The 25,235-nt window shown below is 70.4% G+C and carries 24 protein-coding genes and 1 tRNA gene; 15 read left to right on the top strand and 10 right to left on the bottom strand.

The annotated features are described in order from the left end of the window. Positions 1-157 precede the first annotated feature (157 nt). From P3T35_RS04575 to P3T35_RS04545, 7 genes are all read left to right on the top strand, one after another. Complete coding sequence (locus P3T35_RS04575) at positions 158-532, top strand: hypothetical protein (RefSeq protein WP_143676793.1); 375 nt, start codon at positions 158-160, stop codon at positions 530-532. A 14-nt stretch (positions 533-546) separates the two neighbouring features. Next, positions 547-765 carry a hypothetical protein gene (locus P3T35_RS04570; RefSeq protein ID WP_101380122.1) on the top strand — a complete coding sequence of 73 codons (219 nt, stop codon included), beginning with the start codon at positions 547-549 and terminating at the stop codon, positions 763-765. After that, positions 762-1,331: an RDD family protein gene (locus P3T35_RS04565; protein ID WP_348533397.1), complete on the top strand. Its 570-nt coding sequence runs from the start codon at positions 762-764 to the stop codon at positions 1,329-1,331. Before P3T35_RS04570 ends, P3T35_RS04565 begins: the two co-directional genes overlap by 4 nt. A 59-nt stretch (positions 1,332-1,390) precedes the next feature. Beyond that, positions 1,391-2,680 (top strand): FtsK/SpoIIIE domain-containing protein, encoded by a 1,290-nt coding sequence (locus P3T35_RS04560; protein ID WP_280704289.1) that lies wholly within the window; start codon positions 1,391-1,393, stop codon positions 2,678-2,680. After that, positions 2,677-2,862 (top strand): hypothetical protein, encoded by a 186-nt coding sequence (locus P3T35_RS04555; protein ID WP_101380124.1) that lies wholly within the window; start codon positions 2,677-2,679, stop codon positions 2,860-2,862. Before P3T35_RS04560 ends, P3T35_RS04555 begins: the two co-directional genes overlap by 4 nt. Positions 2,863-3,010: 148 nt before the next feature. Then, a complete protein-coding gene (locus P3T35_RS04550; RefSeq protein WP_280704287.1) occupies positions 3,011-4,540 on the top strand; it encodes a replication initiator in 1,530 nt (509 codons plus the stop codon). Then, positions 4,530-4,946 carry a hypothetical protein gene (locus P3T35_RS04545; RefSeq protein WP_101380125.1) on the top strand — a complete coding sequence of 139 codons (417 nt, stop codon included), beginning with the start codon at positions 4,530-4,532 and terminating at the stop codon, positions 4,944-4,946. Before P3T35_RS04550 ends, P3T35_RS04545 begins: the two co-directional genes overlap by 11 nt. A gap of 52 nt (positions 4,947-4,998) precedes the next feature. On the opposite strand, the gene P3T35_RS04540 is transcribed toward P3T35_RS04545, so the two are convergent. Then, on the bottom strand, positions 4,999-6,513 hold the full coding sequence (locus P3T35_RS04540; protein WP_218976668.1) for a recombinase family protein: 1,515 nt from the start codon (positions 6,511-6,513) through the stop codon (positions 4,999-5,001). A gap of 32 nt (positions 6,514-6,545) precedes the next feature. On the opposite strand from P3T35_RS04540, the gene P3T35_RS04535 reads away from it, so the two are divergent. The 3 genes from P3T35_RS04535 to P3T35_RS04525 all read left to right on the top strand — a co-directional run bounded on the left by P3T35_RS04535 (position 6,546) and on the right by P3T35_RS04525 (position 8,730). Beyond that, a complete protein-coding gene (locus tag P3T35_RS04535) occupies positions 6,546-6,761 on the top strand; it encodes a DUF899 family protein (RefSeq protein WP_101380126.1) in 216 nt (71 codons plus the stop codon). Between the two features lie 140 nt (positions 6,762-6,901). After that, positions 6,902-7,762 (top strand): class II glutamine amidotransferase, encoded by an 861-nt coding sequence (locus P3T35_RS04530; protein ID WP_101380127.1) that lies wholly within the window; start codon positions 6,902-6,904, stop codon positions 7,760-7,762. A 101-nt stretch (positions 7,763-7,863) separates the two neighbouring features. Beyond that, complete coding sequence (locus P3T35_RS04525; protein WP_101380128.1) at positions 7,864-8,730, top strand: class II glutamine amidotransferase; 867 nt, start codon at positions 7,864-7,866, stop codon at positions 8,728-8,730. Between the two features lie 61 nt (positions 8,731-8,791). Here P3T35_RS04525 and P3T35_RS04520 read toward each other — a convergent pair. After that, positions 8,792-8,863, bottom strand: a tRNA-Val gene (locus P3T35_RS04520). Positions 8,864-9,018: 155 nt separating this feature from the next. Between P3T35_RS04520 and P3T35_RS04515 the strand changes: the two genes are divergently transcribed. Together P3T35_RS04515 and P3T35_RS04510 are read left to right on the top strand one after the other, a co-directional pair. Then, positions 9,019-10,281 carry a hypothetical protein gene (locus P3T35_RS04515; RefSeq protein WP_280704282.1) on the top strand — a complete coding sequence of 421 codons (1,263 nt, stop codon included), beginning with the start codon at positions 9,019-9,021 and terminating at the stop codon, positions 10,279-10,281. Positions 10,282-10,344: 63 nt separating this feature from the next. Further along, entirely contained in the window at positions 10,345-10,560 is a 216-nt protein-coding gene (locus tag P3T35_RS04510) for a zinc ribbon domain-containing protein (RefSeq protein WP_101380130.1), read from the top strand. A gap of 35 nt (positions 10,561-10,595) precedes the next feature. On the opposite strand, the gene P3T35_RS04505 is transcribed toward P3T35_RS04510, so the two are convergent. Together P3T35_RS04505 and P3T35_RS04500 are read right to left on the bottom strand one after the other, a co-directional pair. Continuing rightward, the gene (locus tag P3T35_RS04505; RefSeq protein ID WP_280704279.1) at positions 10,596-13,076 is read right to left on the bottom strand and encodes a phosphoribosyltransferase; all 2,481 of its coding nucleotides are present in this window, start codon (positions 13,074-13,076) and stop codon (positions 10,596-10,598) included. 4 nt (positions 13,077-13,080) lie between these two features. Next, positions 13,081-14,169 (bottom strand): HpcH/HpaI aldolase/citrate lyase family protein, encoded by a 1,089-nt coding sequence (locus P3T35_RS04500; RefSeq protein ID WP_101380131.1) that lies wholly within the window; start codon positions 14,167-14,169, stop codon positions 13,081-13,083. Positions 14,170-14,540: 371 nt separating this feature from the next. On the opposite strand from P3T35_RS04500, the gene P3T35_RS04495 reads away from it, so the two are divergent. Next, complete coding sequence (locus tag P3T35_RS04495) at positions 14,541-15,608, top strand: TerD family protein (RefSeq protein ID WP_101380132.1); 1,068 nt, start codon at positions 14,541-14,543, stop codon at positions 15,606-15,608. A 46-nt stretch (positions 15,609-15,654) separates the two neighbouring features. On the opposite strand, the gene P3T35_RS04490 is transcribed toward P3T35_RS04495, so the two are convergent. Further along, positions 15,655-16,443, bottom strand: a complete 789-nt coding sequence (locus P3T35_RS04490) for a Tellurium resistance (protein ID WP_280704276.1) — start codon at positions 16,441-16,443, stop codon at positions 15,655-15,657. Positions 16,444-16,672: 229 nt separating this feature from the next. Here P3T35_RS04490 and P3T35_RS04485 point away from each other — a divergent pair, with 229 nt between their 5' ends. After that, on the top strand, positions 16,673-17,782 hold the full coding sequence (locus P3T35_RS04485; RefSeq protein WP_101380133.1) for a DUF2637 domain-containing protein: 1,110 nt from the start codon (positions 16,673-16,675) through the stop codon (positions 17,780-17,782). A gap of 126 nt (positions 17,783-17,908) precedes the next feature. On the opposite strand, the gene P3T35_RS04480 is transcribed toward P3T35_RS04485, so the two are convergent. The 5 genes from P3T35_RS04480 to P3T35_RS04460 all read right to left on the bottom strand — a co-directional run bounded on the left by P3T35_RS04480 (position 17,909) and on the right by P3T35_RS04460 (position 21,906). Then, complete coding sequence (locus P3T35_RS04480) at positions 17,909-19,018, bottom strand: DUF475 domain-containing protein (protein ID WP_101380134.1); 1,110 nt, start codon at positions 19,016-19,018, stop codon at positions 17,909-17,911. Positions 19,019-19,068: 50 nt separating this feature from the next. Next, on the bottom strand, positions 19,069-19,653 hold the full coding sequence (locus tag P3T35_RS04475; protein WP_101380135.1) for a TerD family protein: 585 nt from the start codon (positions 19,651-19,653) through the stop codon (positions 19,069-19,071). Positions 19,654-19,923: 270 nt separating this feature from the next. Continuing rightward, a complete protein-coding gene (locus P3T35_RS04470; protein ID WP_101380136.1) occupies positions 19,924-20,499 on the bottom strand; it encodes a TerD family protein in 576 nt (191 codons plus the stop codon). Positions 20,500-20,707: 208 nt separating this feature from the next. Beyond that, entirely contained in the window at positions 20,708-21,166 is a 459-nt protein-coding gene (locus P3T35_RS04465; protein WP_101380137.1) for a peroxiredoxin, read from the bottom strand. A 305-nt stretch (positions 21,167-21,471) separates the two neighbouring features. Further along, positions 21,472-21,906, bottom strand: a complete 435-nt coding sequence (locus P3T35_RS04460; protein WP_101380138.1) for a DUF3052 domain-containing protein — start codon at positions 21,904-21,906, stop codon at positions 21,472-21,474. A gap of 474 nt (positions 21,907-22,380) precedes the next feature. Here P3T35_RS04460 and aceE point away from each other — a divergent pair, with 474 nt between their 5' ends. After that, positions 22,381-25,131 (top strand): pyruvate dehydrogenase (acetyl-transferring), homodimeric type, encoded by a 2,751-nt coding sequence (gene aceE / locus P3T35_RS04455; protein WP_101380139.1) that lies wholly within the window; start codon positions 22,381-22,383, stop codon positions 25,129-25,131. Positions 25,132-25,235: the final 104 nt, after the last annotated feature.

Raw genomic sequence — 25,235 nt, 5'->3', positions numbered from 1 at the left:
GGTCAACGGGCATGCGCTGACGCTCATTCAGCAGTCATCAGGATGAATCCCCTTGCGCGCACCGTCAAGCTGACGCATCATCAGTGGTCCCTCCAGATTCATCAGGATGACTGCTGACCTAGGTGGTCATCTCCGGGGGCCTACAAGGAGGTTGACCTTGCGAAACGTTCCCGTTGATGTGACGCGTGTGGGTGTCTTCCTGTGCGTGTCCAAGGAGCAGAAGACCGATCGCGACTCGGGCGCACAGCGTGCCAATCGCGATGGGGTCCCTTTGTGGACGGTCGGTGTGGCGGTGCGGCCGGTCGGTTACCGGGCGTCGGTAATCGAGGTGACGGTGGCTGGCGAGCCGGCGGTGGAGGTGGGTCAGGTGCTGTCCTTCGTGAACTTGGAGGCGTCGCTGTGGGAGATCGAGGGTCGGGCGGGTCTGGCGTACCGGGCCGACTCGGTGGCGGTGGCGCCTGCGGGCGGTGTTCCGCCGGTGCCGGAGATGCCTGCGGCTGATCCGCGTGGCTCGCGTGGCGGTGCGAAGTGAGTCACCGCACGTGGGTGCAGCTGCGGGAGAGGCTGTGGGAACTGTCGGACCTGGGCGACGAGATGCATGTCGGGATGGAGTGCGGTACGGCCCGGTTCCTGTTCGCGATCACCGCGTTGAAGGCGGCGGACGCTGCCGCGCTCGCCAAGGATCTGGAGACCGAACTACTCAACTCGGCGGCGGAGAACGGGATTGAGCTGCCGCCGCTGGAGTCGGGCGGTGAAGGCTCGTGACGGATCTTCAGGGGTGGCGGGCGTTGGTGGGTGAGCGGCGCCCGTCGCCGGGGCGGGAGCGTCGACCGTCTGCGGTGCCGGGGTTGGCGGACTGGTCGACTCGGGCCATGTCCACGCTGCTGGAGATCACGATCGCTATGGGGATCATGCAGGCGTATTCGGTGGTCTTGTATCTGGCTCGGCCGCCGTTCGCGCTGATTCAGGCGCTGGCGCTGCTGGTCGGGGTCCAGATGCAGCCGGTGTTCCGGTTCTTCTACTGGGTGCTGCCGCTGGCGTTCCTGGTGTGGCAGGCAGCGTTGCGCGGTCGCACGGGCCAGTCGCTGGGGCAGCGGCTGATGCGGATTGTGACGGTGGATGAGGACACCGCCGCTCCGCTGGGTCCGGCCCGTTCGGTGATGCGCTCCGTGCTGCATGTGGTGGACATCGGCACGGTGTTCTTCGGGTTCCTGCGGCCGGTGGTGCATTACCGGCGCCAGACGCTGGCCGATCAGATCTGCCGCTCGCTGGTGGTGGAGATGGACGTGATCAACCAAATCGCAACTGAGACTCAGGAGGTGAAGGCATGAGCAACATGAGGTTGGACGGTGGCGCCGTCCAGTCGTCCCAATTCCCTTACGGGATATGGGTGTTGGCGGCGGCGATCGGTGTGTGCATCGTGGTGGCGATCGTGTCGCCGTGGCTCAAGCGCAGGGTGCCGCACGCGTGGTGGGCGGTGTGGGGTTTCCCGTCGACGGCGCTGCGGGTGGTGTGGACGTGGCGTCGGCTGGCTGATCTTCAAGGCCTGTCGGTCGCTCGGCGGCCCCCGCTTGCCTTGGTCGGCGGCGTGGTGCTGAGGGGCCGGGCGCTGCGGCCGGTCAAGCCTCGAATGGGCTTTCCGCGTTGGCAGTTGGGCGGCCTGGTCGTGGAGGTGAGGCTGCACCCGGGGCAGACCCCGGAGGAGTATGCGGCGGCGGCTGAATCGATGGCGCATGCCTGGCGGGTGTTCTCGGTGCGGGTCGTGTCCGAGCAGCGCGGGACGGTGCGACTGTCGGCGCTGGCCTGGGATCCGCTGGTGATGCCGTTCACGCCGTTGGCGCGCTCGGCCGGCTTCCTGTCGGCGGTGGTCGGGATCTGGGATGACGGGGCGTGGTGGCGGATCGATCTGCGGAAGGTGCCGCACTGGCTGATCGTGGGTGCGACGCGTTCGGGTAAGTCGACGTTGATCGCCGCGCTCGTTCACCAGTGGTCCCGGCAGCGGGTGGCGCTGGTCGGGATCGATCTGAAGGGCGGCATGGAGCTGTCCCTGTTCGGGCCGCGCCTGACGGCCCTGGCCAGCACCCGCAGTGAGGCGGCTGACCTGCTGGATCAGTTGGTGGAGATCACGCTCGGGCGGATGGCGCTGTGCCGGATGGAGGGGGTGCGCTCGGTCTGGGAGTTGCCGGAGCGTGAGCGGCCTGTCCCGGTGATCGTGCTCGTGGATGAGGTGGCCGAGCTGTACCTGATGGCCTCCACTGCCGATAAGGCGGAGGTTGCCCGGGTGTCGACGTCCATGCTTCGAATCGGTCAGCTGGGCGCGGCGCTGGGGGTGCACCTGGTGCTGGCCGGACAGCGGTTCGGCTCCGAGCTGGGCCAGGGTGTCACCTCGCTTCGCGCACAGCTCGGCGGGCGAGTCTGCTTCCGGGTCGCGGACGGGGGCACCGCCGAAATGGTGCTGGGTGACATCGACAGCACTGCCGTGGATGCGGCGCAGATGATCTCCGAGGACTACCCGGGACTGGCGGTCGCGCTCGGTGCTCCGGGTGGTGGCTGGCGTCGGGCCCGGACCCACGCGATCACGACGCGCCAGGCAGAGGAGATCGCTAAGGAGTTCGCGCACCTGACTCCGGCGATGGTCGACCTGTACCCGGCGAGCGTGGGCGGGGTGGGTGGCGAATGACCAGCCAACTGGGCATGGCCCTGTTCCTGGGGACGTTCGTGATCGTGTTCCTGCGGACCCGGATCCTGTACGTCTGGCAGGTGATCTTGATCGGCCTGTGGGGCTTCTACATGGCGCAGAGCCACTTGGGTGACCCCGTCGGCAACGCGGTGTCCTGGCTCGTGACGCGCTTCACGCAGTAGCAGCGATTCCACTCTCTAATCGAACTGGAGTTCCCATGCGACCAGCCGACGACCCCTTCCCAGCCCACCCCTTCCCTGTCGTTCTCGGTCATGCCGGGCTTTGCCTGGTGTGGCCGGGGCGGCCCGTTCTTCCTTGGAGTCATCCCCCATGAACGGCAATCCGTTTGAAAGCCGAGAGGCGCGGCGGTTGTTCCTGGAGCAGCAGGAGCGGCTGCGGCGCTTGTCGGCGGTGGATCGTGATCTGGTGCGGCTGGGGCAAATGCACCGGCTGGACCGGTGGTTGGAGCAGATCGAGGCGACCGGCGGGTGCGAGCACCCGGTCTACCTGATCGGGCGGTCCTCGACGTTCGATGCGGTGTCGGGCGAGCTGCTGCGGCAGTACTCGACTGATGGTGAGCCGGGCGGCCGGCTGGCAGTGCGGTGCCGCAACCGGCGGGCGACGGTGTGCCTGCCCTGCTCGCGCCTGTACCAGGGTGATGCCTGGCAGTTGGTGCGGGCGGGGCTCGCCGGTGGCAAGGGCGTGCCGATCGCGGTGGGTCGTCGGCCGATGGTGTTCGCCACGCTCACGGCCCCCTCGTTCGGGGCGGTCCACCGGGCGGGCCGCTGCCGTCCACGCCGATCCGAAGTCTGTGAGCACGGTCTGCCGTTGGGCTGCGGGCGGCGCCACGACGACGACGCTTCATCGGTCGGTCAGCCGCTGTGCCCGGCCTGCTATGACTACGTCGCCCACGTGCTGTGGCACGCGCACGCTGGCCGCTTGTGGATGGTCTTTATGGACTGCCTCTACTACCGGCTTGGTGTGGTCGGCGGGCTTGGCAAGGGAGCGGTGCGGCGGCTGTTGCGGGTCTCGGCTGTGAAGGTGGCTGAGTTCCAGCGGCGCGGGGCGGTGCACTTCCATGCGGTGCTGCGGATCGACGGCCCGACTGGGGCGGTTGGTCCGGGTGCTGCGGTCGGTGCCACGGCGGTTCCGGCGCTCTTGGAAAATGAGCCGCCCGAATGGGCGTCCGTTGATGTCCTGGTCGCGGCGGTGCGCTCGGCTGCTGGGGCGGCGCGGGTGCGGGTTCCGTCCTCGGACGCGTACGCGGTGCCAGTGCTGCGCTTCGGGGGCCAGGTGGAGGTGCACGCGATCACGGGTGGCGGTGGTCGGCTCACTGATGAGCGGGTGGCGGCCTATGTGGCGAAGTACACCACCAAGAGCGCTGAGGCGGCCGGGGCGCTGGATCACCGGATCACCAGCGCTGAGCAGATCCCACTGCTGTCGGTGTCGGATCATGTGCGGGCTCTGGTCGGTACGGCCTGGCGCCTGGGTGGCCTGGCGGAGCTGGAGCATCTGCGGCTGCGGTTGTGGGCGCACATGTTCGGCTACCGGGGGCACTGCCTGACCAAGACGCGCGCGTACTCCACGACGTTCCGTCAGCTGCGAGCGGATCGGGCCCGGTTCGAGCGGCGCCACCTGGTCGGCTCCGATGACGAGATCACCGTTGGTGAGTGGCGCTTTGCGGGGTCGGGGCACTCCCCGGCGGAAGCGCTGATCGCTGCCGGTATCGCGGAAGACCTGCACCGGGCCCGCGAGCTTGCCCGCGACCACCTGACCCCTGGGTGGGTGGGTGGGGCGCGGCGGGGACCCCGGGGGGCTGACAAGGAGCGGCACGAGAGGGCTGTTGATCATGAACAGTGAGGTCGTGGGGCGTGCCTCAGCCGTCGTTCGTGGCGATCAGGTGTGGTGGCGGTTCTCCTGCCTCGGCGCGCGGCTGGCTGCGGTGGTGGCTGGTCTGCTCGGGGGCACGCCTGGTGAGGCGTCGGGCGGTTGGGAAGTAGTCACCGCTGCGTCCGGCCTGCGAGCGGAGGTGATCACCGCCAGTGATGCGGGCCTGAGGTTCACCCTGGCTACGGCGCCCGATGTGGGAGCGTTCGAACTGCGGCTCGCTCCTTGGGGTGTAGCCGGGGTCCTGGGGGATGCGGCGGGCGAACTGCTGGCCGTGCTGCCCGTGATGGTGGAGTTGTCCGCGCGGGTGGGTGAGTTCACGACGCTGGGCGGTCGACTGCTGCGGTTTGCCGTCCCACGGTTGGCGCTGTGCGCCTGAGTCCGTAGGGCCCCGGAGAACGATCTCGGTTCCCCGGGGCCGTGTCGTGCTCCTAGGCGACGGAGGCGAACGGGTTCGTTCCAGTGATCACAAGCCGATTGCTGACGCCTCGGGGGTGCAGCACGACCCGTACGCCGAACTCGTTCAGCAACTCCCGCTTGGCGACATCATCAGCGGCGGCGTTCCACACGTCGGCGATCTCTTGTCCGGTGGGCATCATCCGCATTCCCGGCTCCCGCTCGGGCAAAGCCTCCAACTCCTGGATTTGCGCACCCATGGCCCGGTGGCGCTCATAGAACCAAGCCTCCCGCTGCGGGTCGTCGTACACGCCTGCCTCACGGTCCTTTAGCAAGCGGTCACGGTCGACCTGAAGCGCCTTGATCTGGGCTGCGTAGCCTGTGCCCGGGTCGTAGATCCGCTTCACCTCCTCCATATGGCCGTACGTCTCCAGAAACCAGTTCTCAACATGACTATCCATATGAGAGATGGTCATCGACGGAGCGGGCCTGCAATCCTGACTCTGCGGCAGGCCACGAAACCGGCCGGTACAGCCGTAAGTCATTTCACGGCTTCCGCTACCGATGTACAGGCGTACTCCGCAGTTGCCACAGGACGATAGGCCTGACAGTCGGTGCACGCTCTTAGGGGCGCGGCCCTCTTTCCGCTTCGGGGCAGTCTTCGCGACCAGGGCGTCATGGGTGGCCTGGTCCCACAGCGGATCCGCAAGACGCACCGGCCGGCCATCCTGGCCCAGGACCGGCCTACCCTGGTGCATGAGGTAGCCCAACGCGGCTTCGCTGGTCAGGATGAAATAGAGAGTTTGGCCCGTCCAAGGGCTTCCTTTCGGCTTCCGCCCATAGAGCTCAGCACGGCGGTCACTCGGCGAGGGGATCTTGGCTCGGGTCAACCGAGCTGCCTCGGTGGCACAAGTGATCGTGCCCGTCTCATCCAAGAGGATCCGCTCGGCAACCTGCCGGATGATCTCGGCTGCGATGGGGTCGATTTCGACGTGGTCAACTTTGCCCATGGGCACAAGCCGCACGTACAGGTATCCATATGACGGGCGCTGCTTGGGCTGGCCAGCCTCACGCGCGCGCACTGTCTCGTCGCGATTGCGCTTCTGAATTGCCCTCAGTTCCATCTGTGATCCCCAAGCCTTGATCATCCAGTCATTCTCCTGATTGGAGTCACTGAAATCCCAGATCCCGTCATGATCGCCGGTCACGATCAGCCGGCCCTGTTCGGTCAGGAGCGCCTGGGTGTTGAGCGTGTCGCGGACGTTGCGGCCGATACGGTCCACTGAGGCGGCGGCGGTCCCAGAGTACGGACCCATCTCACCTCGAAGCCACGGACCGAACTGCGGCCGGGTTAGCGGATTGGTGGCGCCAGACACCTCCCAGTCATCTGCCCACCCGATGACATGCCCTCCGACGCTCGTGACGGCCCGTAGGATCTGACCTTGCTGCCTCTCTGGGCTGTTGGTCTTATCGGTCCTGCGGCTGAGTCGACGCACCCCCACGAAGCACAGCCCGCACCCGTCGTACTCGCTCGTAATCACATCGTCCATGTTCGCTCCCGTAGTACGGATTACGGAAGTACCTGCTGGGCAGCGAGGACGAGGCGGGAAACCAGGACTCGACGATCTCGGTGTTCACCAAGGACCCCGACGGCACCATCCGCCACCAGTACTCGACCCGCCCCCGGATGGACGCCGACATCGACCAGCGCGGCATCGACCTGCTCTCGCCGGTCTGGAACCTGCTGGACCTCACCCCGCAGGGGCGCGACGACTGGTATCCGGGGCTGGACTACTGAGCAAGCGCTTGCTTGCCACCCGCCCGGCCGCCCACCCGCCCAGCGTCGACGCGCCGCCGCCCGCGCACCGCCCTACCGTGGAAGGGACGGCATGCCTCGACGCCGCGCGCCTCGCAGCGCCGGCAAGGTGGTGAGCACCCATGTGCCGATGGCTGGCCTACTCCGGGACACCCATCCTGCTCGACGAACTGATCTACAAGCCCGAACACTCCCTGATCGACCAGAGCCGCCACTCCAAGTTGGGCGCTGAGACGACCAACGGCGACGGCTTCGGCGTCGGCTGGTACACCGACCCGGCCGTCGGCCCACTCGATCCGGACGAGACGCCGGCGGTGTTCCACGGCGTCGGACCGGCCTGGAGCAACCGCAACCTGCACGACCTGGCCAGCCATGTCCGCTCGCACCTCTTCTTCGCCCACATCCGCGCCGCCACCGGCACCGGCACCGCGACCCAGGAGAGCAACTGCCACCCGTTCCGCCACAACCAGTGGCTGTGGATGCACAACGGCCTGGTCAACCGCTTCCACGAACTGCGCCGGGAGCTCATGCTTGCGGTGGACCCCTCCCTGTTCTCCTCGATCGAGGGCACCACCGACTCCGAGACCATGTTCTACCTCGCCCTGACCCTCGGCATGGAGAACGACGTCCCGGGCGCGGTGGAGCGCATGATCGGCCTGGTCGAGGCCACCGCCGCCCGCCACGGCATACCCAACGCCGTGAACATGACGGTGGCGGTCTCCGACGGCGATACCCTGTGGGCCTTCCGGTACTCCACCGAGCGCGCCACGCGGTCGCTCTTCTACAGCACGGACGTCGATTCGCTGCGTGCCCTGCACCCCGAGGTCGGAACCCTGCGCCTGGTCTCCGACGAGACCCGCATCGTCGTCTCCGAACCGCTCGGCGACCTCTCCGGCGCCTGGAACCCCGTCCCGGAGTGCAGCTACGGCATCATCCAGGAGGGCCAGGACGAGATGCACGACCTCGTGCCCGTGGCAGCCTGATTGCAGCCTGACTCCCGGAGTAGTCCAGCAGGCCCGGGATCACCTTGCCGCCCTACCGTGGAGAGACCCATGTGCCCCTACCGGCAAGGTGGTGATGCCTCGTGTGCCGTTGGCTGGCGTACTGCGGAACACCCATCCTCCTCGACGAACTGCTCTACAAGCCCAAGCACTCGCTGATCGACCAGAGCCTGCACTCCCGGCTCATGTCCGACCAGCAGACGACCAACGGCGACGGCTTCGGCATCGGCTGGTACACCGACCCGGCCGTCGAGGAACTCGACCCCGACGAGACCCCGGCGGTGTTCCGCGGCATCGAACCCGCGTGGAGCAACCGCAACCTGCGGGACCTGGCCGCCCACGTCCGCTCCAGCCTGTTCTTCGCCCACATCCGCGCCGCCAGCCCCGGCACCGCGTCCCAGGAGACCAACTGCCACCCGTTCCGCTGCGGGAAGTGGCTGTGGATGCACAACGGCGAGATCAACGGCTTCACGGAAGTGCGCCGGGACCTGATGCTCGCGGTCGACCCCACGCTCTTCCCGCTCATCGACGGCACCACGGACACCGAGGTCATGTTCTACCTCGCCCTCACCTTCGGCCTGGTGGACGACGTGCCAGGCGCGGTGGAGCGCATGATCCACCTGGTCGAGGCCACCGCCAAGAAGCACGGCGTGGCCAAGCCACCGCTGCTGATGACGCTCGCCGTGTCCGACGGCTTCCGGATCTGGGCCTTCCGCTACGCCACCGAGGGCAAGCCGCCTTCCCTCTTCTACAGCACCGACCCCGTCGCCCTGCAGCGCCTCCACCCGGAGAACGACAACCTGAAACTGCTCTCCGCCGGGACCAGCCTGGTGGTCTCCGAACCGCTCGACGACCTCTCCGCGGACTGGACCGAGGTCAAGCCGAACAGCTACCTCATCATCGAGAACGGCCAGGACCAGATCAACCCCGTCACCGCCAAGCCCGCCTGACCCCCACCCGTTGACGACAGCAGCCCCGGACCTCCACGGTCCGGGGCTGCTGGTCACACGGTGGGCGCGGACGGTTTCGAACCGCCGACATCTGCTTTGTAAGAGCAGCGCTCTACCACTGAGCTACGCACCCCCGCCGCAGGGCGGCGTCCCGAGGGGCCGTGCGGCGAGAGGTAAGAGTACCTAATCCGCGGCCTGGCGTCGTGCCGGATATGGCGGTACGAAGGGTGGGCGGGGCGATCGGGGAGAATGAGGGGTCCGGTCGGCGGGTTGAGCAGGGGGTGCTGGGTGAGCGGGTCGTTCGGCAGTGGCGGTGGGCGCGGCTCCTGGTGGCGGCGCGGCAACGACGCTCAGCGGGACGAGGCGGTGGCCGCGCGGGACGCGGCGCAGCTGGCCTTCTACGACCTGGAGGCCGCCCAGCGGGAAGCGGAGCTCGCGGTGGAGACGGTGCGGGCGGCCGAGGACTCGGCGATGGTGCGGCAGGCGCTGGCCGACTACCGGGGTCTGACCGAGCGGATCAACCAGGTCACGCTGGGCTACTTCGCCGCGCTGGACGTCGCCGACCTGGAGGCCGCCGAGCTGGCGCCGGGGGCCGTCGCCGAGGCCCGGCAGCGCCTGGCACACGCCCACCAGCAGCTGAACGCCAGGCAGGCCGAACTGAGCGCCTACCTCGCCCGGCTGCAGCCGCTGGTGCAGCACGCCGAGGACCAGCTGGCCCGGGTCGCCCCGGCGGTGGAGCAGGCCAAGCGGGAGCTGCTCGGAGCCACCACCGCGCTGGACGCCGTGCGGGCCGCCGGGCTGACCGCCACCGAGTCGGCGGCCCGGTTGGCCGCGCTGGCGCCGGAGCTGACCAAGCTCAACGAGGGCGTCACCCGGCACGGCATCAAGGACACCCTGCGGCGCGCCGCGGAGGTCCGGCGGCAGGCGGCTCAGATCCGGGCCGAGGCCGAGCAGTTGCCCGAGCAGGCCGCCGGGATCGACCGCCGGCTGGCCAGCCTGCGCACCCGGATCGACGCGCTGCGCACCAGATCGGCGGTGGTCGAGCCGACCCTCAGCGAGCTGCGCCGGGGGTTCGCCTCGGCCTGCTGGCAGGACCTGCAGCGGGTGCCGCTGCAGTTGGACGAGGCCGTGCGGTCCGCCGAGGCCCGGCTCGCCGAGGCTGCCCGGGCCCGTGACGAGCAGCGCTGGGCGGATGCGACGGCCGCGCTCGGCACGGTGCGCGCGCTGCTGGACACCGCCGACGGCTCGGCGCAGGCGGTCGCGGACCGGCTGCGCCGGCTGACCGCGGTGGCGAGCGAGCCGACGGCCGAGGTGGAGCGGGCCCGGTTCGCGCTGCGGGACGCCCAGCGCCTGGCGATGGCCGGCCGCAGCACCCCGGACCCGCGCCACGCCGGGCCGCTGGACGCCGCGGTGCTACGGGTGGACCGCGCGGTGGCCGCGCTGTCGGCGGCCGGGCGGCACCCCGACTACTGGCTGTTCCTCACCGAGCTGGACGGCGCCCGGCAGGCGGCCGCCGAGGTGGTCGCGCTGATCCGCGCGGACGCCCGCTAGCTGGAACCAGGGTCCTGCCGCAGCACCCGGGCGGCGGGGTGCCCCCGCGGGTACGCTGCGGTCATGCCACGTTATGACTTCCGCTGCCGCACCTGTGGTGCCACCTTCGAACTGCGCCGCCCGATGGCGCAGGCCAACGCCCCGGCGGTCTGCCCGCAGGGCCACCCGGACACCACCAAGCTGCTCTCCACGGTCGCCATCACCACGCCGGGCGGCGCAGCCGCGCCCCAGTCCTCGGGCGGTGGCGGGGGCTGCTGCGGTGGCGGCTGCTGCGGCTGAGCCCGCGCACCGGGGCGGCGGGAGGCCCCCTGCGGTCACCTCCCGCCGTTCGCCAGCGGCCGGATCAATCCGACGCACGAGTACGGCAGCCCGGCCACCTCCTCCACCGGAACGTCCCGCTCCTTGGCCAGCAGCCGCAGGTGCTCCAGCTCGGTGCCCGCGTCGGCCCGCACCAGCACCCGCCAGGGCACCCGGCGCAGCAGCACCCGGGTGGTCTCCCCCACGCCGGGCTTGACCAGGTTGACGTCCGCCAGCCCGTACTGCTCGCTGATCCGCTCGACGGCCGCCCAGCCGGCCCAGTCCGGCTCCCGGCCTTCGCCCGCCCGAGCCAGCACGTCCGCTGCTGCCATGGCTTCTTGACGGACCGTCGGAAACCATTCGCAGACCGCGTCGACGAACCGCGCGGAGAGGTCGTGCGGGGCCAACTCCCGGTAGTGCTTGGCGCCGTGGAAGTCCCCGGGGCCGATCAGGTCGGCGCGGAGCACGGTGCGCGAAACCAGCCCGGAGACCGTCGAGTTGAGGCAGGCCGACGGGATCAGGAAGTCCTCCCGGGTGCCGTAGGTGCGCACGCACCGGCCGGGGTCAGCCAGTACGGCCAGCGCGGGATCGAACGGGGTACCGGCCAGCGCGGCGGTGAGCTCCCGGGTGATCGCGCCCTTGCCGGTCCAACCGTCCACGAAGGCCACCTGCCGCGGCTCGTGGTGATGGGCGAGGTAGCGCAGTGCCACCCGGTCGACGCCCCGACCGCGCAGGATCGACACCGCGTAGTGCGGCGCCGTCAGACCGTGCGTGCGGGCCAGCCAGCGCCGCACCAGCAGGCCCACCGGCGTGCCGGCCCGGGCCAGCGAGGCCAGCACCAGGCCACTGCCGCGCTCCCGGAGCAGGGTCTCGGCGACCACGCCGACGGCCACCGCGAGCCGGCGGGCCGAGGCGGCCAGCGCCTGCCGGAACAGCTCCTGGTAGTGGGGGCCGGGCTGGTACTCCACCGGCAGCGACTGGGCGTAGTGCGCCCGCCCGGACTGCGTCGCGGCCTCGCGCTCGGCGGTCGGCGCCTCCAGGGCGGCGCCGGAGAGGTCGGTCAGCAGCCAGCGCACCTCGCTCGCCGAGTAGGAGGAGAAGTCGGGGCCGCCGAGCGGGCGCGGCAGCGCCCCGACCGTGGGCAGTACGGCCAGCACCACCCGGTCGGTGGTCGCGAGCAGCCGGGCCGGCAGGCCGTCCGGCGCGTGCAGCGCGGGGGTGTCGGCGGTCGCGTCGACCACCAGCACCACGGCGTCGAACCGGCTCGCCGGGCGCCGGCCGGGTGCCACGTTGTAGGCGTACCGCTCGCCCTCACCCTCGGGTGCCGGAAAATCCACCACGGTGCGGATCGGGTAGCCCTCCTCGTCCACCGCGTGCACCGGTGAGCGGGTGGTGCTGGAGAACCGGACCTCCGCCTGGGGCAGGACCCCCGCCAGCGCCTCGGCCAGCCGCAGCGGCGCGTACATCAACTCCTCGCTGCCGAGCACCAGGATCCGCCGTTCGTCGCCGCGCAGCCGGCCGGCCAGGGTGTCCGCCAGCGCGGGCAGCGCCGCGGTGAGCCGGCGCACCTCGTCGGGCGTGCAGCCGTGCCGCGCACCCTCCGGCACCCCGAGTGGCCAGTCGAGCTCCAGGCGCACCAGGCCGGCGCACTCACCAGCCGGCGCGCCGGTCGCACCCTCGCCCCGCACCACCGCTCCGCCCCGCACCACCACAGCCGCCCGTGCCACCACGTCGCCCCGCACCACCGCTCCGGCCCGTGCCGCCACGTCGCCCCGCACCACCGCAGCCGCCCGTGCCACCACGTCGGCCGGCAGCCGGATCTCGCCGCGGGCCAGGGCGACCGCGGTCACCGAGGCCCCGAGCCCGGCGGCGAACTCCGCGAGGCGCGCCCGGTCCCGCGCGGTGCGCAGATCGACCAGCGCGGCCAGTACGTACCGCCGGCGCGGCCACCGGCGGTGCAGCGCGGCGATGGTGTTCAACACCGTCCGACCGGTCGACAGTTCGTCATCGACGAGGACCAACGCGCCGTCAGCCGCCAGCAGTTCGGGATCGCGTGGCAGCAGCAGGTGCGAGGTGGCGTGCGAGTGCTCCTCCTCGAAGCCGGCCACCGAGGTGTAGCCGGGCACCGCGCGCCGGGTGGAGTGCAGGTGGACGGCGCCCAACTCGTCGGCCACGCACTGCCCGAGCGCCGTGGCGGTCTCCGCGTAGCTGAGCACCACGGCCGGCTCCGCCCCGAGCACGGCCCGCACCTCGGCACCCAGCCGCCGCCCGGTGCCGAGCACCACCGAGGGGTGCTGCGGAACGTGCTTGCCCAGCACTCGGGAGACCAGCAGCTGGGCGCGCGCCGGGTTGCCACGCCGGATCGCCATCCCCACCAGGCCCCGCAGGCCGGGTGCACCGGACAGCTCGATGCCGACCTGCTCCGCCACCCAGGAACCGTCCCAGGCCCCGCCCGCCTGCCGGCCGGCCGCCGCCCCGCCCTCCGGCTGGCCCGCCACCACCTCACCCACCCCGCACCGCCGACAGCAGCTCCGCGAACCCGACCCCGGCCCGGGCCACCCCGAAGGCCGCCGCCCGCCTCAGCACCCGCTCGGCCCACCGCCGGTGCGGCCCGGCCTCGTTCATCTTGTTGCGGTAGTCGGAGGCCGAGACCCCGCCCGCCTCCCGGCGCAGGATGTCCGAGGCGTCGCGGTACTCCTCGTGGCTGACCACCATGCGGGCGTGCACCACCGGCAGCTGGCTGGGGTGCACGCAGGTCTTGCCCAGCAGCCCGTTGGCCAGGTCGAGTTCGAGTTCGCGCCGCAGGCCGTCCAGCTCGGGGCCGCCGCCGGGCAGCCCGAAGTACTCCCAGACCGGCCCGGTCAGGGTGAAGCCGGTTCCGTCGGTCCGGCCGAGGACGTTGACCACGTCGCCGATCGCGCCGGCGACCAACGGCAGGTCGTAGGCGGTCAGTTCGGGTGAGCGGCGCAGCCCGTAGGCCGCGCACAGGTCGGCGACGCCCAGCCGGACAGCCAGCACCCGCTCGCGGTGCTTGGCCAGCACCTCGGCCACGCCCAGCAGTTCGGATCCGCGTCGCTCCAGGTGGGCCAGTTCGGGCGATTCCAGCACGGGCATCCCGAACAGCCGCTGCCCCAGGGCGGCTTCGGCCTCGGCCAGCCGCTCCAGATAGCCGGGGCCGGTGGCCTCGGTGAACTTGGGCAGCACATAGCCGCTGAGCAGCCGGGCGGCGGCCCCGAGCCGCCGGGTCAGGTCGCCGATCTGCTCGGCGGTGCGGACCCGGACGAAGAGCAGTGGCAGGCCGTCCTCGGGGCCGGCGGCAAGCCGGGCCAGTTGGGTCAGCAGGTTGGCCTCGGCGGCGCGGACCTGGGAGTCGGCTATCGCGTCCTCCAGGCAGAGCACCATGGAGACGGCGCCGCGGGCCGCCTGGCGGCGGACGTCGGCGGCGAGCGTGGGCCGGGTGGCGGGGCAGTAGAGGGTGGCACCCAGGGCGGCGGCCAGCACGGGGGCATCGCTTCGTCGATCGAACGACTGCGGCTCGATGTGGAAGAGCCGTCGGCGGACCTCCGCGCCCAGCTGGCCGAAATGGCGCAAAACAATCTCCCGTGACGGGGCCGGCCCATGGCCGGCGGGGCATCGGAAAGCAGCGGCAGGGCAAGGCTCGGGAACCGCCCCCGGCATTGCGCCGAATATCCCCCGCGATGCTGCGCGAGCACGCCCGTTGCCGCAGCCCACCCTGTCGGTAGCGGCCTATCGTACGACCCGTCAGAGGCGGTTCCGGCGCGCACGGACCCGGAATTCGCTGAACTTTTCGACGCGCGATAAACGTTTAATCAGTTGCGATATCAGGCAAGTTTTTCGGCCACTCGGCGGCGCTCCGGGCACGCACCGCCGGGCCCCGCGGCCCGGACACGCCCGTGCACCCGCGTTGTCCGGCGGTCGGGTGGGCAGGCAGGATGGCCGGTATGACGCACGTGATGGCGAAGGGTGCCAATATCTCGCTGGCCGCAGCCGCGGTCCGGGCCGTGCTGCGCTGGAGCGCGGTGCCGGACGCACCGGACGTGGACGCTTCGGCTCTGCTGCTCGGCGCGGGCGGCAAGGTCCAGGCGGACACCGACTTCGTCTTCTACAACCAGCCGCGCCACCCTTCCGGGGTGGTCCGCCACCTGCCCAAGCAGCGGGTGGCGGGCGCCGCGGAGATCGCCGACACCATCGAGGTCGACCTGGCCAAGCTCCCGGCCTGGGTCGACCGGGTGGTGGTCGCGGGCTCGGTGGAGCCGGGCACCTTCCACGACGTCAGCGGGCTGCGGATGCTGCTCTACGACGCCGTCGGCGCGGCGGGCGGCGACCCGCTGGCCGAGTTCCAGGTGCGCGGCATCGAGGCGGTCACCGCGCTGGTCTGCGGCGAGCTCTACCGGCGGGACGGCGGCTGGAAGTTCCGCGCGGTCGGCCAGGGCTACGCGTCCGGCCTGAGCGGCCTGGCCACCGACTTCGGCATCACGGTGGACGAGGAGGCTCCCGTGCCGGGTGCGGCCGCGGAGCCGGCCTCCGAGCCCGGCCCACCGGCCGTGCCGCCACCGCCCAGCGCCCCGCCGGCCACCGCGCCGCACGGCGGCATCACCGCCCCCGCGCCTGCCGCCCAACCGCCCGCCGCTCAACCGCAGGCCGCTCAGCCCACCGCCGGCCCGGCCCTGCCGCCGCCCCCGGCGGCCCCGCCCACCGTGCCGGCGCCACCCGCCGCGGCGCCCGCTCCCGCCCCGGTGGCCGCCGAGTACGGCTACCCGCCGAGCCAGCCGACGCAGCAGCCGACCCAGTCCGGCTACGGCTATCCGCAGCAGCAGCCCGGCTACGGCTACCCTCAGACCATGCAGCCGCCGCAGACCCAGCCCCCGCACCCCGGTTACGGCTACCCGCCCGCGCCGCAGCAGGCGCCGGGGGTACCCGGGGTACCCGGAGTGCCGCCGCAGCCCGCGCCGGTGGTGGACCCCAACTTCGCGCTCCCGCCGCAGGGCCCGCAGTTCCAGCCGCGCTGACCGGCCCGGCGCACGGCGACCGGGCCCGCGGGGCACGGCCGCCGGCTCAGTTGTCCTTGTAGCCGCGCTGCCACTGCATGCCGAAGCCGTACAGGCGGTCCAGGTCCGACTGGAACCCGTGCACGTACCGCAGCTCCCGGCGGGCCATCAGCACGCCGCCCTGGTTCTCGATCAGCAGCACCGCACAGGACCGGGCGGCCGCCTCCCGGCGGTCGAGGTTGACCTCCAGGCGCGGCCCGGTCGGCGGGATGATCTGGATCACGGCATGGGTGTGGGCGAAGGCCGGCGTTCCGTCGTAGATGTAGACGAAGATCAGCAGCCGCTTGAACTCGTCCTTCTTCTCCAGGTTGATGAACATCGTCTCGCCGGACGGCGCACCGTACTGGTCGTCGCCGCTCAGCTTGATGTACGGCGGCTGGTTGAGGTCGCCGAAGAACTGGCCGAGCGGCTGCACCACGCCCCGGGCGCCGTTGGCGAGTTCATACATGCAGGCGAGGTCCAGGTCGACGTTCTGCGGCCCGATCGGCTGGCCGACCTCGGTCTCGCTGCGCAGCAGTTGGCGCGGCTGGAGCAGCTTGCGGCGCAACTGGCCCTGCCCGCCGTCGACCTCGCGCGCCGTCCAGTGCAGGTTCACGTAGAGGTTGCCGGTCATCGCGCCCTCGCCCGTTATCGCGTGCGCGGGGCTGGACTTGGTCAGGGTGATCTTGCCGCCCTGGCTCAGCTGCACGTCGGACAGATGCCGTTCACCGCGCAGGAACTCCCAGACCGCACCCACAGCCGACCCCCAGCCCTCGGACCCGTCGTCACCTGCCGCGACGATCGTCTGACGCACCATTGTGCACCGGGTTCCCTACCCAGTAGCGGGACTGAGCCATCGTCGGATCCGACACCCCGTCACTCGGTTTGCATACCACCCGTCACGGTGCTGGCGGTCCAACTCGCACTCCCGTACCATGCGGCCTTCTCGGACGCGATATCGTCTTGGCGCACAGGTGTCCCCCGTCACCCGCGGGCACCTCTCCAACCTCCCCGCCCGACCGCGGAAAGCAGAGGCTCACACCCGCATGTCACTCTCCTCCATACAGGTCGTCTGGGCCGTCGTCGGCGGCGCGGCCCTGATCTTCACTGCAATCCTGGTGGCCACCCTGCGCTTCAAGGCCGCCAAGTCCGAGGAGAACACGGACTCGTGGGAGCGCAGCGAGGAGCGCCGCCGCCGCAAGGAGATGGTCTACGGGATCTCCTCCTACGTGCTGCTGTTCGTCTGTGCCGGCGTGGCCGCCGCGCTCTCGTTCCACGGCCTGGTCGGTTTCGGCACGCAGAACCTGGGCCTGAGCAACGGCTGGCAGTACCTGGTGCCGTTCGGCCTGGACGGTGCGGCCATGTTCTGCTCGGTGCTCGCGGTGCGGGAGGCCAGCCACGGTGACGCGGCGCTCGGCTCCCGCATGCTGGTGTGGCTCTTCGCCATCGCCTCGGCCTGGTTCAACTGGGTGCACGCCCCGCGCGGCGGCGACCACAACGGTGCCCCGCAGTTCTTCGCCGGCATGTCGATCTCGGCGGCGGTGCTCTTCGACCGGGCGCTCAAGCAGACCCGCCGGGCCGCGCTGCGCGAGCAGGGCCTGATTCCGCGCCCGCTGCCGCAGATCCGGATCGTCCGCTGGCTGCGGGCGCCGCGCGAGACCTACGCGGCCTGGTCGCTGATGCTGCTGGAGAACGTGCGCAGCCTGGACGAGGCGGTGGAGGAGGTCCGCGAGGAGCGGACCGCCAAGCTGGAGGCCCGTGCGGCGGCCCGCAGCGCCGACCGCCGGGAGCGGGCCGAGCTGAAGGCGATCGCCCGGACCGGTGCCGGCCTGCCCCGGGGCCGCGGTGGCCGCCAAGTGCCCGCGCTGACCCGCGGCAGCGGCGACGCCCAGCCCGCTACGGAGCCTGCGCTAGCGGAGGCCTCTGACCCGATGGCCAAGGTCGGCCCGTCGGCGCTGGAGCCGGCGGCGCTCTCCACCGGCCTGCGCGGCGAGGGCCGGAGCAGCCGGGACAGCTGGGAGGGCCGGGACAGCTGGGAGAGCCGGGAGGCCATCGACCTGACCCCGGACGACGACACGCTGTCGCTGCCCAAGCTGGACTCGCCGTTCGACTCGCTGGAGCGCAAGCTGCGCGCCATGGAGAAGAAGCTCGGCTGACCCTTCCGGGCCGGGCCGGGCCGACCAGGCCCGGATCCGAGCCGGGCTTGGCCGACCGGCCCCGAACGCACCGGAGCCCCGCACCTGATCACCAGGTGCGGGGCTCCTCGCTTGCCGGCCGCCCGATCAGCGCCTGGCTGCCACCGAGGGCTCGTCCGTCGCCACGAGCTCGGGGTCCTCCGGCTGCCGCCGGTTGCGCAGCACCGAGGAGATGAGCGCGGCGCCGATGAACGCGACGCCGATCAGGCCGGTGACGATCTCCGGGATCTTGTGCGCGATGGAGACCAGCAGGATCCCGGCCAGCGCCCCGATCGCGTAGTGCGCGCCGTGCTCCAGGTAGACGTAGTCGTCCAGGGTGCCCTTGCGGACCAGGAAGACCGTCAGCGAGCGGATGTACAGCGCGCCGATGCCCAGACCCAGCGCGATCTGGAAGATGTTGTCGGAGACGGCGAAGGCGCCGACCACGCCGTCGAACGAGAACGACGCGTCCAGCACCTCGAGGTAGAGGAACAGGAAGAAGGCCGCCTTGCCGGCCACCTGCACGAGCGAACGCCCGGCCCGCCGGTCTTCCTCCTCGGTCTCTTCCTCGGCCTCCATCGACGACTCGAAGAGCCCGGACAGGCCGTTCACCGCCAGGTAGGTGGCCAGGCCCAGCACCCCGGCGAGCAGCACCGTCTCGGCCCGGTCGCCGGCGAAGAAGCGGGCGGCGAGCACCAAGGTGACCAGCGCCAGCACCGTGGAGACCGAGGCCAGCCGACCGATCTTCTCCAGCGGGCGTTCGATGAACCGCAGCCAGTGGTAGTCCTTCTCCTCCAGCACGAAGTCCAGGAAGATCATCAGCAGGAAGATCCCACCGAACGCGGCGATCGCCGGGTTGGCCGCCTCCAGGTGCTGAGCGTAGGTCAGCCCGTGGTAGGTGTGGTCGCTGTGCAGGGCGAGGTCCAGCACCGTTCCTGGCCCGATCTTCGCGGTCAGCCCCACCACCAGCAGCGGGAACAGCAGGCGCATGCCGAAGACCGCGATCAGCACGCCGACCGTCAGGAAGATCTTCTGCCAGAACGGGTTCATCCGCTTCAGGACCGTGGCGTTGACCACCGCGTTGTCGAAGGAGAGCGAGATCTCCAGGATCGCCAGGATCAGCACCACGCCGAACCCGGTGGGTCCCCAGACCAGCCCTGCCGCGATCAGTGCGGCGATCGTGGCCGCGAACGGCCATCCGAAGGTTCGGAGGAACACGCTATGACTACCTTTCGGTGACAGATCACATCATCTCTTTGACGCGATCTTTACTGTACGTTGACCCCGAAATCCAAGGCGATCCCTCGCAATCCCGACGCGTAGCCCTGACCGACGGCACGGAACTTCCACTCGCCCTGGTAGCGGTAGAGCTCCCCGAAGATCATCGCGGTCTCGCTGGACGCGTCCTCGGTGAGGTCGTAGCGCGCGATCTCCTGGGCGGTCTGCAGGTTGACCACCCGGATGTAGGCGTTGCGGACCTGGCCGAAGTTCTGCGTCCGGGCGTCGGCGTCGTAGATCGAGACCGGGAAGACCACCTTGTCCACCTGCGCGGGCACCAGGTCGAGGTTGACCACCACGACCTCGTCGTCCCCGTCCTCGCCCTCGACCCCGCCGACCAGGTTGTCGCCCATGTGCTCGACGGAACCCTCGGGGCTCTTGAGGTTGTTGTAGAAGACGAAGTACTCGTCGCCGAGCACCCGGCCGCCGGAGCAGAGCAGCGCGCTGGCGTCCAGGTCGAAGGGCGCGCCGGTGGTCGACCTGGCGTCCCAGCCGAGGCCGATCTGCACCTGCGTCAGGTTCGGCGACGCCTTGCTCAGCGAGACGTTGCCGCCCTTGACGAGCGTGACACTCATGGTGGATTTTCCTCCCACTCCCTGGCGGTCCGCGCCACGATCGGACGTGTGCGGGCCGACTTCCATGTCTACGCCCACTCACAGCCGATCAGTCCTGGACCGCCCACTGAACATGCTGAACTTGGAACCTATCAAGCGGGTCGCGCCCGCTCCCGGCCACTGTTTCGGGTTGCCGCCCGGGCTGCTCCTGATCCCTCCTCAGGGCACGGGCGGTCAGAAACGCCGACGGCCCGCCACTCGGGCGGGCCATCGGGTGAATCCGGACGGGGATCAGACGTTCACCCCGAAGTCCTGGGCGATCCCGCGCAGGCCGGAGGCGTAGCCCTGGCCGATCGCGCGGAACTTCCACTCGGCGCCGTTGCGGTAGAGCTCACCGAAGACCATCGCGGTCTCGGTGGAGGCGTCCTCGGAGAGGTCGTAACGGGCGATCTCCTGGCCGCCGACCTGGTTGACCACCCGGATGTAGGCGTTGCGGACCTGGCCGAAGTTCTGGCTGCGGACATCGGCGTCGTAGATCGACACCGGGAAGACGATCTTCGACACGGCGGGCGGCACGGTCGACAGGTCGACCTTGATGACCTCGTCGTCGCCCTCGCCGTCACCGGTCAGGTTGTCGCCGGTGTGCTCGACCGAGCCGTCCGGGCTCTTGAGGTTGTTGAAGAAGACGAAGTCGCTGTCCTTGCCCACCCTGCCCTGCTCGTTGCAGAGCAGCGCGCTGGCGTCCAGGTCGAAGTCGGCACCGGTGGTGGTCCGGGCGTCCCACCCCAGGCCGACCAGGATGGCCGTCAGGCCCGGCGCCTCCTTGGTCAGCGAGACGTTGCCGCCCTTGCTCAGGCTCACACCCACAGGTCCTCCATGAAGCTGTCGTCGTTCGGGTCGCGTCTCGTTGTGCCGTGCGGGCTCTCTGAATCGCCCAACGGGCCGATCGTAGTGCCGGTTCCCGCCACGGGAGTTGGCGCCACGAGGGTCGGCGGGCGGCCCGGGCGGACCGCCGCCGGGGCGCGGCGGCCCGGTGCGCCGGGATGTCCCGCCGCGCCGGGCCCTGGCGCCGCGCTCAGAGCGCGTCGACCGCCGTCAGGTACTCCTTGGTGTCGCGGGCGTCCGGCAGGCCGTTGACGACCGTCCAGCGCACCACGCCGGCCTTGTCGATCACGAAGGTGCCGCGCACCGCGCAGCCCTTCTCCTCGTCGAACACGCCGTAGGCCCGGGAGACGGTGCCGTGCGGCCAGAAGTCCGACAGCAGCGGGTAGTCCAGGCCCTGCTGCTCGGCGAAGACCCGCAGGCTGAACGGCGAGTCGTTGGAGACCGCCAGCACCTGCACGTCGTCGTTCTGCAGCCGCGGCAGCTCGTTCTGGATCTCGCAGACCTCGCCGGTGCAGACACCGGTGAAGGCGAACGGGTAGAAGACCAGGACGACGTTCTTCTCGCCCCGGAAGTCGGAGAGCTTGACCAGCTCGCCGTGCTGGTTCTTGAGCTCGAAGTCCGGAGCCTGGGTGCCGACCTCGATGGCCATGGTGAGGACCTTTCGTCACGGGTCTCGGTAGGGCCCCGCGGGTCACGGTGGATCCCGCAGGGTGGCGGCGGCGCTACGGCCGGTCGCGGGGCTCATCCTCGCATCCGGCGGACCGGTTTCGGCCTAACGGGTGAGTCCTGAAGACACCGGTTGAACAGTTTCGCCGGAGGCGAACAGCTGTTGAGGGCAGCGCCGGAGGCGAACAGCCATTGAAGGCAGCGCCCGGGGCGAACAGTCCGGGAACGCACACGGCCCCCACTGGAGGGGACTCCAACGGGGGCCGGATCACCAGCTGCCGGGACGGCTCAGCGCTTGGACTTCGCGGCCTTCGGCGTGGCCAGGCGGGTGCCCGCCCAGTCGGCGGCGACGCTGATCGAGCTGGTCTGGGAGAGACCCGCGGTCTGCGCGGCCTCGGCGATCTCGTGGGCCTCGATGTGGCCGTCGCGCCCCTTCTTGGGCGTCAGCAGCCAGATCAGACCGCCCTCGACCAGGTACTCCTGGGCGTCGACGAGGGCATCGGTCAGATCCCCGTCATCATCGCGGTGCCACAGCAGGACGCCGTCGGCGACGTCGTCGTAGTCCTCGTCGGCGAGCTCCTCCCCAGTGATCTCCTCGATGCCCTCGCGGAGAACCTGGTCGGTGTCATCGTCGAACCCGAGCTCCTGGATGACCTGACCGGGCTCGAAGCCCAGCTTGAGGGCCGGGTTGGACTTGTCCGCGGGGTCCGCGGTCGCGCTCACGGGAATAACCTCCAGTATTTCGACCCGGCGTCGATGCCAGGGCTGTGGCCGTAGTCCACACGTGCGCGGCGGTTCGCGCAAGTACCCGACCCCCGATCCCACCCAAAGGTTGACGTGTCGTCCCAAGACACGCCGTAACCTGTGCCGGGAATCACACCGATTTGCCCTTTTGCGGACCGTTCGCCCATGCTGCGGATGCCTGGCGGCGGATGGCCGAGATCCGGTCACCGCGCCCGCCATACGAACGGCATTCGAGTGCATGCCGATCACGGGCGTAAAGTCTTCTGTTGGCCCTCACTCCGGCGGACCCACGGTGGACCGCCGGCCGCACGCCACCTGACCGGGTTCCCCATGGCAGATAACCAGCAGGGACAATGGTTACCGATCGGTAGAGATGACGGATCTCCGAACGCGGTAGCACGATGGAGGCGGCGCGACAACACCAGAGAATTCGTCCGACAGTGAAGGAACAGCGTGGCTTCCGGATCAGATCGCAACCCGATCATCATTGGCGGCCTTCCGAGTCAGGTCCCGGACTTCGATCCCGAAGAGACCGCGGAATGGCTGGAGTCGCTTGACGCGGCCATCGACGAGCGGGGACGTGAGCGCGCCCGCTACCTGATGCTCCGCCTGATCGAGCGTGCCCGCGAGAAGCGCGTGGCCGTGCCCGAGATGCGCAGCACGGACTACGTCAACACGATCGCCACCAAGGACGAGCCGTTCTTCCCCGGCAACGAGGAGATCGAGCGCAAGGTCCTCAACGCGACCCGCTGGAACGCGGCCGTCATGGTCTCGCGCGCCCAGCGCCCCGGCATCGGCGTCGGCGGCCACATCGCCACCTTCGCCTCCTCCGCGTCGCTGTACGACGTCGGCTTCAACTACTTCTTCCACGGCAAGGACGCCGAGGGCGAGTCCGGCGACCAGATCTTCTTCCAGGGCCACGCCTCCCCCGGCATCTACGCCCGCGCCTTCCTGCTGGACCGACTCTCCGAGCAGCAGCTCGACGCCTTCCGCCAGGAGAAGTCGAAGGCCCCGTACGGTCTGTCCAGCTACCCGCACCCGCGGCTGATGCCGGACTTCTGGGAGTTCCCGACCGTCTCCATGGGCCTCGGCCCGCTGGGCGCGATCTTCCAGGCCCGGATGAACCGCTACCTGGAGCACCGCGGCATCAAGGACACCTCCGACTCGCGCGTCTGGGCCTTCCTCGGCGACGGCGAGATGGACGAGCCGGAGTCGCTCGGTCAGCTCTCCCTGGCCGCGCGCGAGGGCCTGGACAACCTGACCTTCGTCGTCAACTGCAACCTGCAGCGCCTCGACGGCCCGGTCCGCGGCAACGGCAAGATCATCCAGGAGCTGGAGTCGCAGTTCCGCGGCGCGGGCTGGAACGTCATCAAGCTGATCTGGGACCGCAGCTGGGACCCGCTGCTGGCCCAGGACCGCGACGGCATCCTGGTCAACAAGCTGAACACCACCCCGGACGGCCAGTTCCAGACCTACGCCACCGAGTCGGGCGCGTACATCCGCGACCACTTCTTCGGCGGCGACCTGCGGCTGCGCGGCATGGTCGACGACATGACCGACCAGCAGATCCAGCACCTGGGTCGCGGCGGCCACGACCACCGCAAGATCTACGCGGCGTTCAAGGCGGCCACCGAGCACAAGGGCCAGCCGACCGTCATCCTGGCCCAGACCGTCAAGGGCTGGACCCTGGGTCCGAACTTCGAGGGCCGCAACGCGACCCACCAGATGAAGAAGCTGACCGTCGAGGACCTGAAGCGGTTCCGCGACCGGCTGCACCTGCCGATCACCGACAAGCAGCTGGAGGAGGGCTACCCGCCCTACTACCACCCCGGCCGCAACTCGGAAGAGATCCAGTACATGCACGACCGCCGGCAGGAGCTCGGCGGCTACATGCCGACCCGCAAGGTGCGCCCGCGCCAGCTGGTGCTGCCCGGCGACGACGCGTACAAGGCGGTCAAGAAGGGCTCCGGCCAGCAGACCATCGCCACCACGATGGCCTTCGTCCGGCTGCTCAAGGACCTGATGCGGGACAAGGGCATCGGCAACCGCTTCGTGCCGATCGCGCCGGACGAGTACCGCACCTTCGGCATGGACTCGCTCTTCCCGTCGGCCAAGATCTACAACCCGCTCGGCCAGACCTACGAGTCGGTCGACCGCGAGCTGCTGCTGGCCTACAAGGAGTCGCCGACCGGCCAGATGCTGCACGACGGCATCTCCGAGGCCGGCAGCACCGCCTCGCTGATCGCCGCCGGTTCGTCCTACGCGACGCACGGCGAGCCGCTGATCCCGGTCTACGTCTTCTACTCGATGTTCGGGTTCCAGCGCACCGGCGACCAGTTCTGGCAGATGGCCGACCAGCTGGCCCGCGGCTTCGTCATCGGCGCCACCGCCGGCCGCACCACGCTGACCGGTGAGGGCCTGCAGCACGCCGACGGCCACTCGCACCTGCTGGCGTCCACCAACCCGGGCGTGGTGGCCTACGACCCGGCCTACGGGTTCGAGATCGCCCACATCGTCCAGGACGGTCTGCGCCGGATGTACGGCTCCACCGCCGAGCACCCGCACGGCGAGGACGTCTTCTACTACATGACGGTCTACAACGAGCCGATCCAGATGCCGGCCGAGCCGGAGGACGTCGACGTCGAGGGCATCCTCAAGGGCCTCCACAAGTACCAGGCCGGCACCGCCGGCCAGATCCCGGCGCAGATCCTCGCCTCGGGTGTCGCGGTGCCGTGGGCCCTGGAGGCGCAGCGGATCCTCGCCGAGGAGTGGAACGTCAAGGCGGACGTCTGGTCGGCCACCTCCTGGAACGAGCTGCGCCGCGACGCGGTCGCCACCGAGGAGTTCAACCTGCTCCACCCGGAGGAGCCGCAGCGGGTGCCGTACGTCACCCAGAAGCTGCAGGGCGCCGAGGGCCCGTTCGTCGCGGTCTCCGACTGGATGCGCGCGGTGCCGGACCAGATCGCCCGCTGGGTGCCGGGCCAGTGGCAGTCGCTGGGCGCCGACGGCTTCGGCTTCGCCGACACCCGCGGTGCGGCCCGCCGGTTCTTCCACATCGACGCGCAGTCGGTGGTCCTGGGCGTGCTCACCGAGCTCGCCAAGCAGGGCAAGATCGAGCGCTCCGCGCTGAAGGAGGCGATCGACCGCTACCAGCTGCTCGACGTCACCGCCGCCCACCCGGGCGCGGCCGGCGGCGACGCCTGATCCCCCGCCGCCGGCACGCCTGAGGGCCGGCTCCCCGCTTCGGCGGGGAGCCGGCCCTCGGCCGTTTCTCCGGATGAGTGTGGGTAGTGGCGCCCGGGTCCTGC

Origin of the sequence: Kitasatospora sp. GP30 (assembly GCF_029892145.1) — a bacterium.
In the GTDB taxonomy this organism is placed as follows: domain Bacteria; phylum Actinomycetota; class Actinomycetes; order Streptomycetales; family Streptomycetaceae; genus Kitasatospora; species Kitasatospora acidiphila.
This window is presented reverse-complemented; position numbering and strand designations above follow the sequence as displayed.

Coding starts and splice junctions, on each gene's coding strand:
- P3T35_RS04555 (WP_101380124.1), top strand. CDS start 2,677: ATGACCAGCCAACTGGGCATGGCCCTGTTCCTGGGGACGTTCGTGATC.
- P3T35_RS04550 (WP_280704287.1), top strand. CDS start 3,011: ATGAACGGCAATCCGTTTGAAAGCCGAGAGGCGCGGCGGTTGTTCCTG.
- P3T35_RS04545 (WP_101380125.1), top strand. CDS start 4,530: ATGAACAGTGAGGTCGTGGGGCGTGCCTCAGCCGTCGTTCGTGGCGAT.
- P3T35_RS04540 (WP_218976668.1), bottom strand. CDS start 6,513: ATGGACGATGTGATTACGAGCGAGTACGACGGGTGCGGGCTGTGCTTC.
- P3T35_RS04530 (WP_101380127.1), top strand. CDS start 6,902: ATGTGCCGATGGCTGGCCTACTCCGGGACACCCATCCTGCTCGACGAA.
- P3T35_RS04510 (WP_101380130.1), top strand. CDS start 10,345: ATGCCACGTTATGACTTCCGCTGCCGCACCTGTGGTGCCACCTTCGAA.
- P3T35_RS04495 (WP_101380132.1), top strand. CDS start 14,541: ATGACGCACGTGATGGCGAAGGGTGCCAATATCTCGCTGGCCGCAGCC.
- P3T35_RS04490 (WP_280704276.1), bottom strand. CDS start 16,443: ATGGTGCGTCAGACGATCGTCGCGGCAGGTGACGACGGGTCCGAGGGC.
- P3T35_RS04485 (WP_101380133.1), top strand. CDS start 16,673: ATGTCACTCTCCTCCATACAGGTCGTCTGGGCCGTCGTCGGCGGCGCG.
- P3T35_RS04475 (WP_101380135.1), bottom strand. CDS start 19,653: ATGAGTGTCACGCTCGTCAAGGGCGGCAACGTCTCGCTGAGCAAGGCG.
- P3T35_RS04465 (WP_101380137.1), bottom strand. CDS start 21,166: ATGGCCATCGAGGTCGGCACCCAGGCTCCGGACTTCGAGCTCAAGAAC.